This window comes from Sphingomonas sp. MMS12-HWE2-04 (genome assembly GCF_044881185.1).
Taxonomy (GTDB): domain Bacteria; phylum Pseudomonadota; class Alphaproteobacteria; order Sphingomonadales; family Sphingomonadaceae; genus Sphingomonas.
This window is the reverse complement of the sequence record NZ_CP173254.1, coordinates 1,778,151-1,793,351: the sequence shown is the minus strand read 5'-3', so window position 1 is coordinate 1,793,351 and position 15,201 is coordinate 1,778,151. Positions and strand designations below refer to the sequence as shown.

Annotated in this window: 19 protein-coding genes; 4 read left to right on the top strand and 15 right to left on the bottom strand. The window is 64.4% G+C overall.

Annotation, left to right across the window (positions count from 1 at the left end):
- Positions 1-132: 132 nt before the first annotated feature.
- The 7 genes from AB2M62_RS08025 to AB2M62_RS07995 all read right to left on the bottom strand — a co-directional run bounded on the left by AB2M62_RS08025 (position 133) and on the right by AB2M62_RS07995 (position 6,006).
- Positions 133-1,266 carry a M50 family metallopeptidase gene (locus AB2M62_RS08025; protein ID WP_404339196.1) on the bottom strand — a complete coding sequence of 378 codons (1,134 nt, stop codon included), beginning with the start codon at positions 1,264-1,266 and terminating at the stop codon, positions 133-135.
- The gene (locus tag AB2M62_RS08020) at positions 1,263-2,420 is read right to left on the bottom strand and encodes a 1-deoxy-D-xylulose-5-phosphate reductoisomerase (protein ID WP_404339194.1); all 1,158 of its coding nucleotides are present in this window, start codon (positions 2,418-2,420) and stop codon (positions 1,263-1,265) included. Before AB2M62_RS08020 ends, AB2M62_RS08025 begins: the two co-directional genes overlap by 4 nt.
- Positions 2,420-3,187, bottom strand: coding sequence for a phosphatidate cytidylyltransferase (locus AB2M62_RS08015; RefSeq protein ID WP_404339193.1), 768 nt, complete (start codon positions 3,185-3,187; stop codon positions 2,420-2,422). The genes AB2M62_RS08020 and AB2M62_RS08015 overlap by 1 nt, the downstream gene beginning before the upstream one ends.
- On the bottom strand, positions 3,184-3,852 hold the full coding sequence (gene uppS, locus AB2M62_RS08010) for a polyprenyl diphosphate synthase (RefSeq protein ID WP_404339857.1): 669 nt from the start codon (positions 3,850-3,852) through the stop codon (positions 3,184-3,186). Before uppS ends, AB2M62_RS08015 begins: the two co-directional genes overlap by 4 nt.
- 105 nt (positions 3,853-3,957) lie before the next feature.
- Positions 3,958-4,515: a ribosome recycling factor gene (gene frr / locus AB2M62_RS08005; protein ID WP_404339191.1), complete on the bottom strand. Its 558-nt coding sequence runs from the start codon at positions 4,513-4,515 to the stop codon at positions 3,958-3,960.
- Positions 4,516-4,530: 15 nt separating this feature from the next.
- Positions 4,531-5,262, bottom strand: a complete 732-nt coding sequence (pyrH, locus tag AB2M62_RS08000; protein ID WP_404339189.1) for a UMP kinase — start codon at positions 5,260-5,262, stop codon at positions 4,531-4,533.
- A gap of 150 nt (positions 5,263-5,412) precedes the next feature.
- Positions 5,413-6,006, bottom strand: a complete 594-nt coding sequence (locus AB2M62_RS07995) for an NADPH-dependent FMN reductase (protein ID WP_404339187.1) — start codon at positions 6,004-6,006, stop codon at positions 5,413-5,415.
- A 96-nt stretch (positions 6,007-6,102) separates the two neighbouring features.
- Between AB2M62_RS07995 and AB2M62_RS07990 the strand changes: the two genes are divergently transcribed.
- A complete protein-coding gene (locus tag AB2M62_RS07990) occupies positions 6,103-6,483 on the top strand; it encodes a winged helix-turn-helix transcriptional regulator (protein ID WP_404339185.1) in 381 nt (126 codons plus the stop codon).
- 88 nt (positions 6,484-6,571) lie between these two features.
- Here AB2M62_RS07990 and tsf read toward each other — a convergent pair whose 3' ends face one another.
- Both tsf and rpsB read right to left on the bottom strand, forming a co-directional pair.
- A complete protein-coding gene (gene tsf, locus AB2M62_RS07985) occupies positions 6,572-7,507 on the bottom strand; it encodes a translation elongation factor Ts (RefSeq protein WP_404339183.1) in 936 nt (311 codons plus the stop codon).
- A 221-nt stretch (positions 7,508-7,728) separates the two neighbouring features.
- Positions 7,729-8,562: a 30S ribosomal protein S2 gene (rpsB, locus tag AB2M62_RS07980; protein WP_404339181.1), complete on the bottom strand. Its 834-nt coding sequence runs from the start codon at positions 8,560-8,562 to the stop codon at positions 7,729-7,731.
- A 270-nt stretch (positions 8,563-8,832) separates the two neighbouring features.
- On the opposite strand from rpsB, the gene AB2M62_RS07975 reads away from it, so the two are divergent.
- Positions 8,833-9,045 carry a hypothetical protein gene (locus AB2M62_RS07975; RefSeq protein WP_404339179.1) on the top strand — a complete coding sequence of 71 codons (213 nt, stop codon included), beginning with the start codon at positions 8,833-8,835 and terminating at the stop codon, positions 9,043-9,045.
- Here AB2M62_RS07975 and pssA read toward each other — a convergent pair.
- Together pssA and AB2M62_RS07965 are read right to left on the bottom strand one after the other, a co-directional pair.
- Positions 8,984-9,805, bottom strand: coding sequence for a CDP-diacylglycerol--serine O-phosphatidyltransferase (gene pssA / locus AB2M62_RS07970; RefSeq protein ID WP_404339177.1), 822 nt, complete (start codon positions 9,803-9,805; stop codon positions 8,984-8,986). The two genes, AB2M62_RS07975 and pssA, sit on opposite strands and share 62 nt — an antisense overlap.
- Before the next feature lie 9 nt (positions 9,806-9,814).
- The gene (locus tag AB2M62_RS07965; protein ID WP_404339855.1) at positions 9,815-10,543 is read right to left on the bottom strand and encodes a phosphatidylserine decarboxylase; all 729 of its coding nucleotides are present in this window, start codon (positions 10,541-10,543) and stop codon (positions 9,815-9,817) included.
- A 251-nt stretch (positions 10,544-10,794) separates the two neighbouring features.
- On the opposite strand from AB2M62_RS07965, the gene AB2M62_RS07960 reads away from it, so the two are divergent.
- The gene (locus AB2M62_RS07960; RefSeq protein ID WP_404339175.1) at positions 10,795-11,415 is read left to right on the top strand and encodes a class I SAM-dependent methyltransferase; all 621 of its coding nucleotides are present in this window, start codon (positions 10,795-10,797) and stop codon (positions 11,413-11,415) included.
- A gap of 75 nt (positions 11,416-11,490) precedes the next feature.
- Positions 11,491-12,714: an NADP-dependent isocitrate dehydrogenase gene (locus tag AB2M62_RS07955; RefSeq protein ID WP_404339173.1), complete on the top strand. Its 1,224-nt coding sequence runs from the start codon at positions 11,491-11,493 to the stop codon at positions 12,712-12,714.
- A 44-nt stretch (positions 12,715-12,758) separates the two neighbouring features.
- Here the strand turns inward: AB2M62_RS07955 and AB2M62_RS07950 are convergent, their stop codons facing one another.
- From AB2M62_RS07950 to AB2M62_RS07935, 4 genes are all read right to left on the bottom strand, one after another.
- The gene (locus AB2M62_RS07950; protein WP_404339171.1) at positions 12,759-13,253 is read right to left on the bottom strand and encodes a hypothetical protein; all 495 of its coding nucleotides are present in this window, start codon (positions 13,251-13,253) and stop codon (positions 12,759-12,761) included.
- Complete coding sequence (hisI, locus tag AB2M62_RS07945) at positions 13,250-13,606, bottom strand: phosphoribosyl-AMP cyclohydrolase (protein ID WP_404339169.1); 357 nt, start codon at positions 13,604-13,606, stop codon at positions 13,250-13,252. The genes AB2M62_RS07950 and hisI overlap by 4 nt, the downstream gene beginning before the upstream one ends.
- A gap of 320 nt (positions 13,607-13,926) precedes the next feature.
- On the bottom strand, positions 13,927-14,751 hold the full coding sequence (locus AB2M62_RS07940) for a DUF6454 family protein (protein WP_404339167.1): 825 nt from the start codon (positions 14,749-14,751) through the stop codon (positions 13,927-13,929).
- A 164-nt stretch (positions 14,752-14,915) separates the two neighbouring features.
- Positions 14,916-15,164, bottom strand: coding sequence for a Rho termination factor N-terminal domain-containing protein (locus tag AB2M62_RS07935; RefSeq protein WP_404339165.1), 249 nt, complete (start codon positions 15,162-15,164; stop codon positions 14,916-14,918).
- Positions 15,165-15,201 lie beyond the last annotated feature (37 nt).

Sequence of the window (15,201 nt, the reverse complement as noted above, 5' to 3'; positions counted from 1 at the left end):
CGCGAGAAGGGTCGCAGTGGCGCGTACGCCGAAATGATTAGCCTTGATCGTCACATCCCACCCCAAGTCGGATTTCGAGTAAATGCCGCTGCCCATGCGACGCCGGAAACATAAGCCCCTGCCTTAACCGCATCAGCCGATCAAGCCGGCCAGACCCTTCCAGAGCCCAAAGCTGCCAAGATCGTTGAAAGTAACGAGCAGCATCAGGGCCAAAATCGCGATCAGGCCGCCCCGAAAGGCCCATTCCATCACCTGCGGCTCAGCCGGGCGGCGGCGCACGGCTTCGACTGCATAGAACAGCAAATGCCCTCCATCCAGCACCGGGAGTGGCAACAGGTTGATGAATCCCAGATTAATCGAGACGAATGCGATGAGACCGACGAGATCGAGCGGCCCCAAAGCGAGACTCTGGCCCGAGATTTTGGCGATGCGCAGTGGCCCGCCCATTTCGGAAACCGGCACACGTCCTAGGACTACCTGCTTTAGGCCATCGGCGATCATGCCGACTATGGTCCATGTGCGCTGGATTCCCACAACCGGTGCGGCGATCAGGGAAACGGGCTGAAGTGTTGACTCCGCCGGTCCGATGCCGAGCATCCCACGCCGGGTAACGCCGCCAAAACGGTCCTTGGTGGCGGTGGTGCCAATCACGATATTCGCCGTGCGGAGTTGGCCAGCACGGTCGTAAGTGATTGTAACAGGCTCGCCGGCGCGGATCGCGGTAAAGTAAGACATGTCTTCGAACTGGCCGATCGAAGTATCTCCAAGCGCAGTGATGCGGTCGCCAGGCCGAAGGCCTCCCTGCGCCGCAGGACTTCCGCTGACGACGGATCCGATCACGGGCGGCGTGACGCGCTGGCCATACGCGAATGCAAAAGCCCCGAGGATGACGATGGCGACGATGAAATTGGCAATCGGCCCTGCCGCCACGATAATCGCGCGCTGCCATAGCGGCCGGGCCTGAAAGGTCTGGGCGCGCTCGGCGGCGGGAAGCGAAAGCCATTCGGGCGAAGGCTGCGATGCCGGGTTCATGTCGCCGGCAAAGCGGACATAGCCCCCCAGCGGCAGCCAGCCGAACTTCCAGCGCGTGCCGCGCTTGTCGGTGATGCCGATGACTTCGCGCCCGAAGCCGATCGAGAATTCCTCGGCCTTTACCCCGAAGATCCGCCCCGCCAGATAATGTCCAAGCTCGTGCAGGAAGACGAGCGGTCCGATCACCAGCGCGAACGCGAGGATGGTGAGCAGGATGCCGGGAGTCTCGATCAAACGACGCAGTCCTTCACGCGCTCCGCGGCATGCGCCCTGGCTTCCGCGTCGATTGCCAGCACGGCATCGAGCGAGTCCGGGGCAGCCGGGTCATAGCGCGTCAGCGTATCGGCAGAGATTGCGGCAATTTCAAGAAAGGCGATGCGCCCGTCCAGGAAAGCCGCGACCGCCACTTCGTTCGCGGCATTGAGGATCGCCGGCCGCGCTCCGCCCGCCGCCAGCGCTTCGCGGGCCAGTTGGAGTGCAGGAAACCGTTCGTAATCCGGGGCTTCGAAGTCGAGCCGGGCAATCTTTGCGAGGTCCAGCCGCTCGCACGGCGTTTCCATGCGCTCGGGCCAGGCCAGCGCATAGGCGATCGGTGTGCGCATGTCCGGCGAGCCGAGCTGAGCGAGCACCGACCCGTCGACATATTCGACCATCGAATGGACCACCGATTGTGAGTGCACCAGCACGTCGAGCTGGTCGGGGCGCACCGGGAACAGGTGATAGGCCTCGATCAGTTCGAGCCCCTTGTTCATCATCGTCGCCGAGTTGACCGAGATCTTGGCGCCCATCGACCAGTTGGGATGCGCCACCGCCTGGGCCGGGGTGATGTTCTGCATCGCTTCCAGCGGCATCGAACGGAACGGACCCCCGCTCGCGGTCAGGATGATCCGCGCGACGCCACGCGGCGCGGTGCGGTCGAGGCATTGGAACACGGCATTGTGCTCCGAATCGACCGGCAGCAGCGTGGTGCCGTGGCTGCGCGCCGCGGCCATCATCACATCGCCGGCAGAAACGAGCGATTCCTTGTTGGCGAGCGCGACGGTGCCGCCGGCTTCGAGCGCAGCCATCACCGGCTTGAGCCCGGCGGTGCCGACGATCGCCGCCATCGTCCAGTCGGCGCCCATGCGCGCCGCATCGCATACCGCATCGGCGCCGCCGTGCGCCTCGATGCCGGTGCCGGCCAGCGCATCGCGAAGCCGGTCGAGACAGCTGGCATCGGCGACCACCGCGCGCTTGGCGCGAGTCCGGATCGCCGCCGCGGCGAGCTTGTCGACATCGCCATTGGCCGTGAGCGCGATGACCTGGAACGCCTGCGGATCGCGCTCGACAAGGTCGAGCGTCGAGCTACCCACCGACCCGGTGGCGCCAAGGATCGTGATCGTCTTCATCAGGCGAACGCCAGAACCAGCACCGCTGCTACAGGCGCCACTGCGACCAGTCCGTCAAGCCGATCGAGCACGCCGCCATGGCCAGGCAGCAGATTGCCCGAATCCTTCACGCCCGCGCGCCGCTTGAGATGGCTCTCGTAAAGGTCGCCGATCTGCGAAAGCACCGCGAGCAGCGGCGTGAACAGCGCCAGGATCACCGGCAGGCCGAATGCCACGACGAGGATCGCGGCGAACACGCCCGACGCCACCAGCCCGCCGAAGAAACCGGCCCACGTCTTATTCGGGCTGATCGCCGGCGCAAGCTTGGGCCCGCCGATCGCGCGACCGGCGAAATAGGCGCCGCTGTCGCTCGCCCAGACCAATGCCATCGCCCACAGGGTCAGCAGAAAGCCCTGTGGGTGCGAGCGCAGGACCAGGAGGCCGAGCACCGGCAGGCCGACATAGAGCATGCCCAGCGCCAGCTGGGTCTTGCGAGTCACTGCGCCGAGAAAGAAGGTCCCGGCGACGATCAGCCCCAACGCAAGGAAGCTCGGCCCCGCCGCGATCGGTGCCAGGATCGCCAGCGGCACGGTGAGGACATATTGCGACAGCCGCTTCTGCCCGGGCGAGGCGTCCGACAATCCGGCCCATTCGCCGATCATCAGCACGCCACCGATCGCGACGAGCAGCCAGAAGACGAAGCCGCCGAACCACAGCGCTGCGAACGCCACCGCGATCAGCACGACCGCGACGACCAGGCGCTTGCCCAGATCGGAATTCTTGCTCACAGGCCTCCGAAGCGACGCTGACGGCGGCCGAACTGGTCGAGCGCCTGGGCAAGCGCCTTCTCGTCGAAATCGGGCCACAGCGTATCGACGAACAGCAGCTCGGCATAGGCCGCCTGCCACAGCAGGAAATTCGAAAGACGGTGCTCGCCCGAGGTGCGGATCAGCAGGTCGAGCGGCGGCAGGTCGGCGGTTTCGAGCTCGGCATCGAACCGCGCCTCGTCGATCGCGGCCGGATCGAGGTCCCCCGCCCGCGCCTGCTCGGCAAGCCGGCGCGCGGCAGCTAGGATCTCGGCCTGTGCGCCGTAGTTGAGCGCGATCACCAGCGTCGGCCCGGGATTGCCCGCGGTCTTGGCGACCGCGGCGTCGATCATAGAGACGAGATCGGGCGCGAGCCGCCGCCAGTCGCCAATCACGCGCAGCTTCACGCCCTCGGAAACCAGCTCGTCGAGCTCGCTGGCCAGGAAGTGGCGCAACAAACTCATCAGGTCGCTGACTTCTTCTTGCGGACGTCGCCAATTCTCCGACGAGAAGGCGTAGAGCGTCAGCACCTCGATGCCGAGCTTGCGCGCCGCGCGGCTTATCCGGCGGACCGCTTCGACGCCCTGTTTGTGCCCGGCGATGCGCGGCAGGAAGCGCTTCTTCGCCCAGCGCCCATTGCCATCCATGATGATGGCGACGTGGCGCGGCGGCGGCGCTTCCGAACCCGAGGCGGGCAATGCCTTAGCTGCCACGGCGCACCGCCCCCGGGCGATCAAGGCAGCGTTGCGACGTCACTTGCCGAGGATTTCCTTTTCCTTCGACGCCGCCGCCGCATCGATATCGGCGATCGTGTTGTCGGTCAGCTTCTGTACTTCGGTCTCGTGGCGCTTACGATCGTCTTCGCCGAAAAGACCCTTCTTCTCATCGGTCTTGAGACTGTCATTGCCGTCGCGGCGGACGTTTCGCACGGCGATGCGCGCCTTTTCCGCATATTGGTTGGCGAGCTTGGCGAGCTCCTTGCGGCGCTCCTCGGTCAGGTCGGGGATCGGCAGGCGCAGAGTCTGGCCGTCGGTGATCGGGTTGAGGCCCAGCCCGGCCGAACGGATCGCCTTCTCGACCGGACCGACATTCGACTTGTCCCACACCTGCACCGAGATCATCCGCGGCTCGGGCACCGAGATCGTCGCGACCTGGGTGATCGGCATGTGCGAGCCGTAGACTTCGACGGTCACTGGTTCGATCAGCGAGGTCGAGGCGCGCCCGGTGCGCAGCCCGCCGAGATCGTGCTTGAGCGCCTCGACCGCGCCGGCCATGCGGCGCTCGAGATCTGCCTTGTCGTAAGCGGCCATTTTACGGCTCTCCTGTTATGCGGAAACGGTTTCGTTCTGAACGATCGTCGAGGTCCCCTCGCCGCTCAGCACGGCGGAGAGGTTCCCCTCGTCGCGAATATTGAACACCACGATCGGGATATTGTTGTCGCGACACAGCGCCACCGCAGAAGCATCCATCACCTTCAGATTGTCTGCGAGGACACGATCGTAACTCAGCGAATCATAGCGCTTTGCAGTCGGCACCTTTTTCGGGTCGGCATCGTAGACGCCGTCCACCGACGTGCCCTTGAACAGCGCATCGCAGTTCATCTCGGCGGCGCGCAGCGCGGCGGTCGTGTCGGTGGTGAAGAAAGGCAGGCCGGTGCCTGCGGCGAAGATCACCACGCGGCCCTTTTCCATGTGACGTTCGGCGCGGCGGCGGACATAGGGTTCGCACACGCTGGCCATCGGGATCGCCGACTGGACGCGCGTCTGCACGTCGATCTTCTCGAGCGCGTTCTGCATTGCCAGCGCATTCATCACCGTCGCGAGCATGCCCATATAATCGGCACTGGCGCGATCGAAGCCCTGGGCGGCGCCGGCCAGCCCGCGGAAGATGTTGCCCCCGCCGACGACCATGCACACTTCGAGCCCGGTCTCGACCGCTTCCTTCACTTCCGCGGCGACGCGGTCGCAAGTGGCCGGATCGATGCCGAACTGCCCCTGCCCCATCAGGACCTCGCCCGAGAGCTTGAGAAGGATGCGTTTGAAGCGGGTAGCAGTCATGGAGGCCTTTTCGATACGCGAATACGGGAGCGGCGCGGACCCTAGAGGAGCGGCACCGCCATGCCAAGCGGAATGGCCGCCCTCCTCGTCGGTTCGGGAAGGACGGCCATGCTCGGCATTGTAATCGCTTCGAAAGGATGCGGATCGCCGTCAGGCGCCAGCCGCACGCGCCGCCATCGTCGCCTTGGCCCACCATACTAGTTCATCGAGCGCCGCGGTCGCTGACGGGAGCAGATTGGCTTCGATCGCTTCGATCGGCTGCTTGCCGAAATAGGGGTGGATGGCTATGAAATCGCCGCCGCCGATATGCACGGCGGATTTGGTCGAAACCATCTGCAACTCAACCCCGATTCCGCGCAGGTGCTCGACGGCGCGCGTCGCCCCGGTGCCGCCATAACCGATCGCAGTGAACGGCTTGCGGTTCCATTCCACATAGGCTTGGTCGAGCGCATTCTTGAGCACGCCGGTGATCGAGTGATTATATTCGGCCACCACGAAGATGTAGCCGTCATAGGCGCCGATCGTCTGCTGCCAGCGGATTGCTTCGGGGTTCTGGCTCGGCGCCCATAGGTTGGACGTCGCCTCGTCGAAGAACGGCAGAGGGTGATCGCGCAGATCGACGACTTCCACGTCCATGTCGTCGCGCGCTGCCGCCTGCTTCAGCATCCACTGGGCGGGCGTGTCGGCGAAACGCGTCGGACGGGTCGATCCGATGATGAGCGCGATCCTGGGCTTGGCAGTCATTGGTAACCTCGTATTATCTGGTTTCTTGAGGTAACCTGATTACCTATCGTAGCCGACACGGAACAAGGAGGCACCTTGGCGACACTAGATACCCCAATGGAAACCGCCTCCGCCTGCGCGGGCAACGCCGCGGCATGCGAGCATATCAGCCGCACGCTGGCACGGATCAGCGACAAATGGTCGATGCTGGTCGTGCGCGTCCTCGGGCGGGGGCCTTGCCGTTTCAACGCGCTACGGCGCGAGATCGGCGAGATCAGCCAGAAGGTACTCGCCTCGACGCTCCGCGATCTCGAAGAACATGGCTTCGTCTCGCGAACGGTGACGCCGGTCACTCCGCCCCAGGTCGAATATGCATTGACCGACCTCGGTCGCGAGTTTCTCGAGCCGGTCCGGGCGCTTGCGGAATGGGTTATGACCAACACCCCACGCATGGATGCCGCGCGCGCGGATTACGCAGCAAGGCGGGCAAGCGATTAGCCCAAGCGGCGCCGACCATGCGCCACAAACGAAAACGGGCGCCGCCACCCGAAGGTGACAGCGCCCGCCTTGCAGGTCCGGGAAGACCTTACTTGGTGAGACCGGCGGTCGCAGCCACTTCGGCAGCGAAGTCGCTCTCTTCCTTCTCGATGCCTTCACCGAGCTGGAAGCGAACATAGTCGGTCAGTGTGATCGTCGCGCCGGCATCCTTGCCCGCCTTTGCGATCACGTCCTGAACCGGAGTCTTGCCGTCCATGACGAACGCCTGGGTAAGCAGCGCGTTCTCCTTCTTGAACTTTTCGACCGGCCCGTTGAGGATCTTCTGAGCCACCTCGTCAGACTTGCCGACGATCTTGTCGGCGTTCTTCTCGCGCAGGATCGCGGCTTCGCGCTCGACGACTTCGGGATCGAGGTCGTCGATCGAGAGCGCCAGCGGGAAGGCAGCGGCGATGTGCATTGCGATCTGCTTGCCCAGCGGCTCGAGCACGTCGACGCCAGCTTCCGACTCGAGCGCGACGAGCACGCCGATCTTGCCGAGGCCGGGGGCCGCCGCGTTGTGAACGTAGGGGATCACGGCGCCCTTGGTCACTTCGACCTTCTTGGCGCGGCGCAGAACCTGATTCTCGCCGATCGTCGCGATGTTCGCGGTGAGGACTTCCTCGACGCTGCCACCGGCAGCCATCGGAGCAGCCTTGATTGCGTCGACATCGTCACCCTTTTCGAGGGCGATAGACGTGGCTTCGCGGACGAAGTTCTGGAAGATCTCGTTCTTGGCGACGAAATCGGTCTGCGAATTGACTTCGACGGCGACGCCCTTGGTGCCGGCGACGGCAACGCCGACCAGGCCCTCAGCGGCGGTGCGGCTCGACTTCTTAGCGGCTGCGGCCAGGCCCTTCGAGCGCAGCCAGTCGCTGGCCGCTTCGAGGTCGCCATTGGTCTCGGTGAGCGCCTTCTTGCAATCCATCATGCCGGCGCCGCTCTTTTCGCGGAGCTCCTTCACGGCTGCTGCAGTGATCTCGGCCATGTTTCACTTCCTCTTGCTGGTCGGGCCGCGGCGCTTGCCTCGGCCGTATATCAAAACCCGTTCGCCCTGAGCTTGTCGAAGGGCCGTCTTCTCTCTTGCCGCACACCGGAAGGAAGGACGGTGCTTAGACAAGCTCAGCACGAACGGGGAAAGGCATCACTCCGAACTGACAGCGCCGCCTAGAGCGTCGCTATGTCAGTTCGGAGACAATCGATTTCAACTCAGGCGTCGATCTGGCGCTCGCCTTCGACGGACTGGTCGACTTCGGTCGCAGCCGCCGGGGCTTCGGGATCGGGGACCGGCGCGCTCAGGGCGGGCTCGATCGGCGCTTCTTCCTGCGCGCCCAGGTCGACGCCATAGCGTGCCTGGCGATCCTGGTTGCCGCGGGTCGCCGCGATCGCGATGGCTTCGCAGTAGAGACGGATCGCGCGGCTGGCGTCGTCGTTCGCCGGAACCGGGAAGGCAATACCGTCCGGGCTTACGTTCGAGTCGAGGATCGCGACGACGGGGATGCCCAGCGTGTTGGCTTCCTTGATCGCCAGCTCTTCCTTGTTCGCGTCGATCACGAACATGATGTCGGGAACGCCGCCCATGTCGCGAATGCCGCCGAGCGACATTTCGAGCTTATCCTTCTCACGGGTGAGCTGGAGCACTTCCTTCTTGGTCAGGCCGTGCGTGTCGCCCGAAAGCTGCTCTTCGAGCGTCTTGAGGCGCTTGATCGAGTTGCTGATCGTCTTCCAGTTGGTGAGCATGCCGCCCAGCCAGCGATGGTTGACGAAGTGCTGGCCCGAACGGCGAGCGGCTTCGGCGATCGGCTCCTGCGCCTGGCGCTTGGTGCCGACGAACAGGACCTTGCCGCCCGAAGCGACGGTCGAAGACACGAACTCAAGCGCGCGCGCGAAGAGCGGCACGGTCTGCGAAAGGTCGATGATGTGAACGCCGTTGCGGTCGCCGAAAATGTAGGGCTTCATCTTCGGATTCCAGCGGTGGGTCTGGTGTCCGAAGTGCGCGCCCGATTCGAGCAGCTGCTGCATGGTGACGACAGGTGCCGCCATAGGGATAACTCCTTCCGGTTGAGCCTCTGGGAAGCGAGTGACCAGGCTAAGCGCCATGGCACCGGTTTATGATGCTTCCCATGCGGGTTTGAGGCGGCGCGCTTAACCGAAAGTGTCGCACCATGCAAGCAGAACAACGCGCGAACATCGTGTTGACATGGGAACGTTAACGGAACATAAAGGGTTCAGAAGGCGGACAAGGAACGTTCGCGACGCCAAGAGGTTGGAATCACTACGATTTCTCCGCGACGGCGAAATGGGAGCCAGGTGATGACTGTTTTCGCTGTTCTGCTGTTCGGTACTGCCTTTGTCGCGTCCCTCTGGACCCTGGTCACCAGCGTCGGCGCGCAGCTTCACCGCTTCCAGGCGCTCGGTCGTCCGGTCTCGACGCTGCCGAGCCTGCCGCCGCGGCTCGGCCGGATCACGGCACGCGCGGTTCCGGCACGACTTCCTGCGTCGCAGCCGCGTCGCGCAGCCGCCTGATCCGGCGATAGCTGCGCACGCTGAACGGGATCGCCGCTAGATAAACGATCGCGACCAGCGCTAGAGTCGGCCATGGTGCCGAGACCAAAGCCGCAACGAATACCACCAGCACCGCCACCGCCTCGAAGCGCAGCCGCTGCTTGACGCGGATCGTCGGTGCGAAGGTTGCGATGCTTGAGATCAGCAGCACCGCGACGAACGCGGTCCATGGTGCGACCGCCAGGGGCGCCTGGAAATGCGCGTCGCCGGTCCACAGCCATAGATAGAGCGGCGTCATCGCCAGCAGCGCGCCTGCCGGAGCGGGCACCCCGGTGAGGAAGCCTGCCGATTTATGCGGCTGGTGCTCCTGGTCGATATTGGCGTTAAACCGCGCCAAACGCAGCGCGCAGAACAGCGCGAGCAGCAGCGCGACGAGCCAGCCCAACCGGCCCAGCGCGTTGAGCGACCAGAGATAGAGGATCAGCGCCGGCGCCACGCCGAACGAAATCGCGTCGGACAGGCTGTCGAGTTCGGCACCGAAGCGGCTTTCGGCGCGTACCAGCCGCGCAATTTTACCGTCGACGCCATCAAGCACGGCCGCGGCCAGCACCATCAGCACCGCCGCTTCCCAATTGCCGAGCATCGCGAAGCGAATCGCAGTCAGTCCCGAACAGAGCGCGAGAGCGGTGACCGTATTGGGCAGCACCGCGCGCAGCGGGATACCGCGCTCGTTAAGCGGCGCGCCGCGTGTGCGCGACCGCGGGATCCTGGGTTCACGCACGCGAATTGATCACTGCGCGACGCCGGTCGCCGGCTTGCCGCCCCTGATCGCGAGAATGGTCTCGCCGGCGATCGCGCGCTGGCCGAGCGTTACCTGCGCGGCATAGCCTTCGGGCAGGAACACGTCGACGCGGCTGCCGAAGCGGATCAGGCCGACGCGCTGGCCGGCGACGATCATGTCGCCGGGCTTGACGAAGCTGACGATGCGGCGCGCGACGAGACCGGCGATCTGGGTGAACCCCACGCGCAGACCGTTCTTGTCCTCGACGACGAAATATTGGCGCTCATTCTCGTCGCTCGCCTTGTCGAGGTCGGCGTTGAAGAACTTGCCCGAGATATAGATGACATGGCGGATCGTGCCGGTGATCGGGGTGCGGTTCACATGGACGTCAAACACGCTCATGAACACCGAGACGCGCACCATCGGCTCCTCGCCCAGCGCTTGCGGCCCGCGAAGCTCGGGCGGCAGCGGCACGCGCTCGATCATCGTGATCAGCCCGTCGGCAGGCGAGACGATCAGCCCCTCCCCCTGTGGCGTAGTGCGCACCGGATCGCGGAAAAACGCAGCAACGCCCAGCGTCAGGAACAGCAGCGGCCAGGTAAGCACGTCCCAGATGAACAGGCTGGCCAGCGCGATGGCGCCGGCGATCAGCACATATTTGCGCCCCTCGGGATGGATGTCAGGGAAGCGCCACTTCACGGTCGAAGTGCCAATGGGGGGCTTTTCGGTAGATGCCATGTGCGCGGGTCTACCCATCACATCCCGCCAACACAATCGCCGGTATGCAGTGTCACGATCGCGACGAGGCGTTGTTCCCGTCCGCCCCGATGCGTCCGCGCGCGATTTGAACCGGCGGCGCTCCGTCGGCTCGACGCAGCGGGGCTTGCAAACCACGTTCATCCACAGCAGCTAGGGCCCGCCCGCTTGAATGTTCGCCGTTTTTTGCGCAGGGGCGACCGTTCGCGTACGAAACCAACACAAGGATCACCATGCCCGCCCCTACCGCCGCCGAGCAGCGCAGCCGCCGACGTCGTACCGCAGGTGCTCCTCCGTCACCGTGGATGATGTTCCTCAAGGGGTTCTTCAAGCACCCGGTTATGGTCGGCGCGATCGCCTCTTCTTCGGGCACGCTGGTCCGCCACATGCTCAGCCGCGTCGACTTCAACCAGTGCAAGCTGTTCGTCGAATATGGCCCCGGCGTCGGTACGTTCACCCGCATCCTGCTCGATCGGCTCGCGCCCGATGCGACGCTGGTGGTGATCGACACCAATCCCGATTTCATCGACTATCTCGCGCAGACGATCGACGATCCGCGCTTCTTCCCGGTGCTCGGCTCGGCTGCCGACGTGAAGCAGATCGTCCACGATCACGGCTTCGAGCATGCCGACTATATCGCCTCGGGCCTGCCCTTTTCCACGCTGCCCGCCGGCGTCGGCGATCAGATTGCCAAGGCGACGCGCGAAATCATCCGTCCCGGCGGCGCCTTCCTCGTCTACCAGTATAATCCCAAGGTGAAGAACTTCCTCACCCCGCACTGGGAGCATATCGACCACGCGATGCAGCTGTGGAACCTGCCGCCGGCGCAGCTCTGGTGGGCGTGGAACAAATGAGCGTCGCCAACGGCGCTTGATCCCCCCTGCCCATCCTCCTAGACGCTCGCCAAACCTAAAAAAGGAAGCGAGCACATGGCGAAGATCAAGGTTGCAACGCCGGTCGTGGAGATCGACGGCGACGAGATGACGCGGATCATCTGGCAGTGGATCCGCGAGCGTCTGATCCTCCCCTATCTCGACATCGACCTCAAATATTACGATCTCGGCGTCGAGAAGCGCGACGAGACCAACGACCAGATCACGATCGATTCGGCCAACGCGATCAAGCAGTACGGCGTCGGCGTGAAGTGCGCGACGATTACCCCGGACGAGCAGCGCGTCGAGGAATTCAAGCTCAAGAAGATGTGGAAGTCGCCCAACGGCACGATCCGCAACATCCTGGGCGGCACGATCTTCCGCGAGCCGATCGTGATCTCGAACGTGCCGCGCCTGATCCCGGGCTGGACCAAGCCGATCGTCGTCGGCCGCCACGCGTTCGGCGACCAGTATCGCGCCACCGATTTCAAGGTGCCCGGCAAGGGCAAGCTCACGATGAAGTGGGAAGGCGAGAACGGCGAGACGCTCGATTTCGACGTGTTCGATTTCCCCGCCGCCGGCGTCGCGATGGGCATGTACAATCTCGACGATTCGATCCGCGATTTCGCGCGTTCGTCGCTCAATTACGGCCTCAACTTGGGCTGGCCGGTCTATCTCTCGACCAAGAACACCATCCTCAAGGCCTATGACGGCCGCTTCAAGGATCTGTTCCAGGAAGTCTTCGAGACCGAGGGCTTCCAGCAGAAGTTCAAGGACGCCGGCATCGTCTACGAGCACCGCCTGATCGACGACATGGTCGCCTCGGCGCTCAAATGGCATGGCGAATTCGTCTGGGCCTGCAAAAACTATGACGGCGACGTCCAGTCGGACCAGGTTGCGCAGGGCTTCGGCTCGCTCGGTCTGATGACCTCGGTGCTGCTCTCGCCCGACGGCAAGACCGTCGAGGCCGAAGCCGCGCACGGCACCGTCACGCGCCATTATCGCCAGCATCAGCAGGGCAAGGCGACCTCGACCAACCCGATCGCGTCGATCTTCGCCTGGACCGGCGGCCTCAAGTTCCGTGGCAAGTTCGACGGCACGCCCGATGTCACCCGCTTCGCCGAGACGCTCGAAAAGGTCTGCATCGAGACCGTCGAGAGCGGCGCGATGACCAAGGATCTGGCGCTGCTGATCGGCCCTGATCAGGCCTGGATGACCACCGAGCAGTTCTTCGAGGCGATCCGCGTCAATCTCGAAAAGGCCATGGGCAGCTGGCAGTAACCTTTCCTTCCCCCGGGGCATCGCTCCGGGGAAACCTTCAGGGCTCACTCCCCGCAGAGCCGCTTTCCGCTCGAATCACGCATCGCCGCTGCCTCTGCCGCCGATTCGCTAAGCCGCGCGACATCCAGCCCACTGAACGCCGCCCGCCGCGCGCACAGCTTCGCGCATGCCGCCGGCACGCTGCCGGGAAAGCGGATCCGCTCGCCATCGAAATGCGCGTCGAAATTGCAGTCCGCGCCGCCCAGCTCGACATGCAGCGCCTCGCCGCCCCGCGTCACCGTCCCCGATCCGCTGCAGGTAATGCGGTCGCCATAATCGACATAGGCGCCGATGCGATATCCCGAGCCCGCCTTGACGATGCACACTCGGTCGGTGTCGCGGGCGTACAGGCCCTCGATGCTGCTGTCGTCGGGATCGCGCACCATCCCGCGTTCGATCGCGGCGCTTTCCAGATCTTGTGGCTGACCTGATGGCTGCGCCGGCTTGCCGCCGGAACAGCCGGTCAACAGCAGCGCGGCGAAAAAGGCCGCGCGCCTCATCCGCGCACCAGGCGCCCGCCCTCGATCCGCCGATAGAAGCAGCTCGGCGCGCCGGTATGGCAGGCCGGCCCCTGCGGTTCGACCTGGAGCCACACCGCATCCTGATCGCAATCGATCCGCGCCTCGATCACCTTGAGGACATGCCCCGAAGTCTCGCCCTTCTTCCAGATCCGCCCGCGGCTGCGCGACCAGAAGGTCGCCTCGCCGGTCTCCAGCGTCAGCGCCAGCGCCTGCGCATTCATATGCGCGACCATCAGCACCGCGCCGTTCGGATCGGTCGCTACCGCCGTGATCAGGCCATTGGCATCGTATTTGGGATCGAGCGTATCGCCCGTTTCGCGCGTATCGGTCACTGCATCGCCTTAGCGTGCCTGCCTCTCGCCGTCACCCCGCCACCGGCTCGTCTGGACAGGGGGCTTGGCAGGTCAGGGCTATTTACGCCTCACGGTCTAGGCCGCAGTACGCAGCCCTTGGGGTCCCGATGATCCTGTTATTTGCCTTGTTTGCCTCGATCCAGTCGGTCCCTGCGGCCGCCTATCCGCCTGATACCGATTGCCAGGATTTCGAAGACGGCAGTACCATGGCGATGTCCAAATGCCTGCGCAGGCCGAAACGTGGGAGCGCCGCCTCCACGATGCGCTGGACTGATTGACGGTCCCGCCACCTGCCCGTCTCAGCTGTGCGGGGTCGCCTCGAGCCGGAAGTGAAACAAGCGGCTGGGGCCGTCCTCCGGCAAAACGTAGAGCTCGCGGCCTTCGATCGCCATGCCCTCCCCTGTATAGGGGCCGCCGCGGCCCCAGGGCCTGACAGGCCCGATCGCCCCGGCACGCAAGCTTCGCACGACCTTCATCGAGGGCCAGTCGATCCAGTCGACAGTCCCGCTCCACAGGCTCAGCGCCCCGCCCGCCACGAGTTGCCCGCCGACGAACTTCATATCCTGGTATCGCGTTGCCGAAGGGTTCGGCAGGGCCCGCATGCGGAGCGTCTTGCCCAGGTCGATGCGGTACAGCAATTTGCTGTCCCAATTGCCCGCCACCAGCGTGTCGCCCGAAGCGGCGACGCAGCCCAAATGGTCCGGGACATGGATTTTGCGACGCACCGCCAGGCTGTTCGTGTCGATTTCGACGAGTATCGCGGAGCTATCTGGTTTCAGCTCCGCGACCGGAACCCAGATCGAATTCCCGGAAATCGATATTCCCCCGGGATGATAGCGTGCACCGTCGGTCAGCTCCAATCGCCGAAGCAGCTTGCCCGTGCGCCGATCGAACGCATGGAGATAGGCTTTGCGGTTGTCGCCATCGACCGAGGTCACCCAGATACGCCGGCTGTCGAGCGCCAGGCCCTGCACATGGAATACTCTGCCATCGAGCGGGCGTGCGTCGATCAGCCGGGCCTGCTCGATTGCGACATCAATCTGGTCCGGCGCAGCCGCCACCAGCAGACTCGACATCAGCAGGAAGAGCGAGGTCAAACCGAATCGGATGGTCTTTCGGATCATCGGACGCTCCGAAGCTTGCGAAGGCTCGCTCCATCGCACCCTTGTGCGTCAGCAAAGCTGCAGCGCCTGCAACGTCATTGTCACAGCAATTGTCGCGTTGCCCGGACGTGCTTGCGACGTCGCCGTCCCTGGATGTTTGGACCCTTGCCCCGCGGCCCTGGCGCTCAGCGGTCGCGGATCGCATCGATCAGGTCGTCCTTGTCCATTTTCGAGCGGCCCTCGATGCCGATCTCCTTGGCCTCGTCGTACAGCTCCGCCTTCGAGCGGCTCTCGAGCGTGCCGCCGGGATGGTCGAGCGTACCCCTCGCCTGGGCATTGGCGATTCGCGCGGCCTTCTCCTTCGAATTCCCGTCGCGGCGGAGATCCTCGTAAAGCTTGTCGTTCTTGATCTGGGGTCCGTGGTCCTTAGGCATGGAATCGTTCCTTTCACCCTGGAAAACCATCAGAATC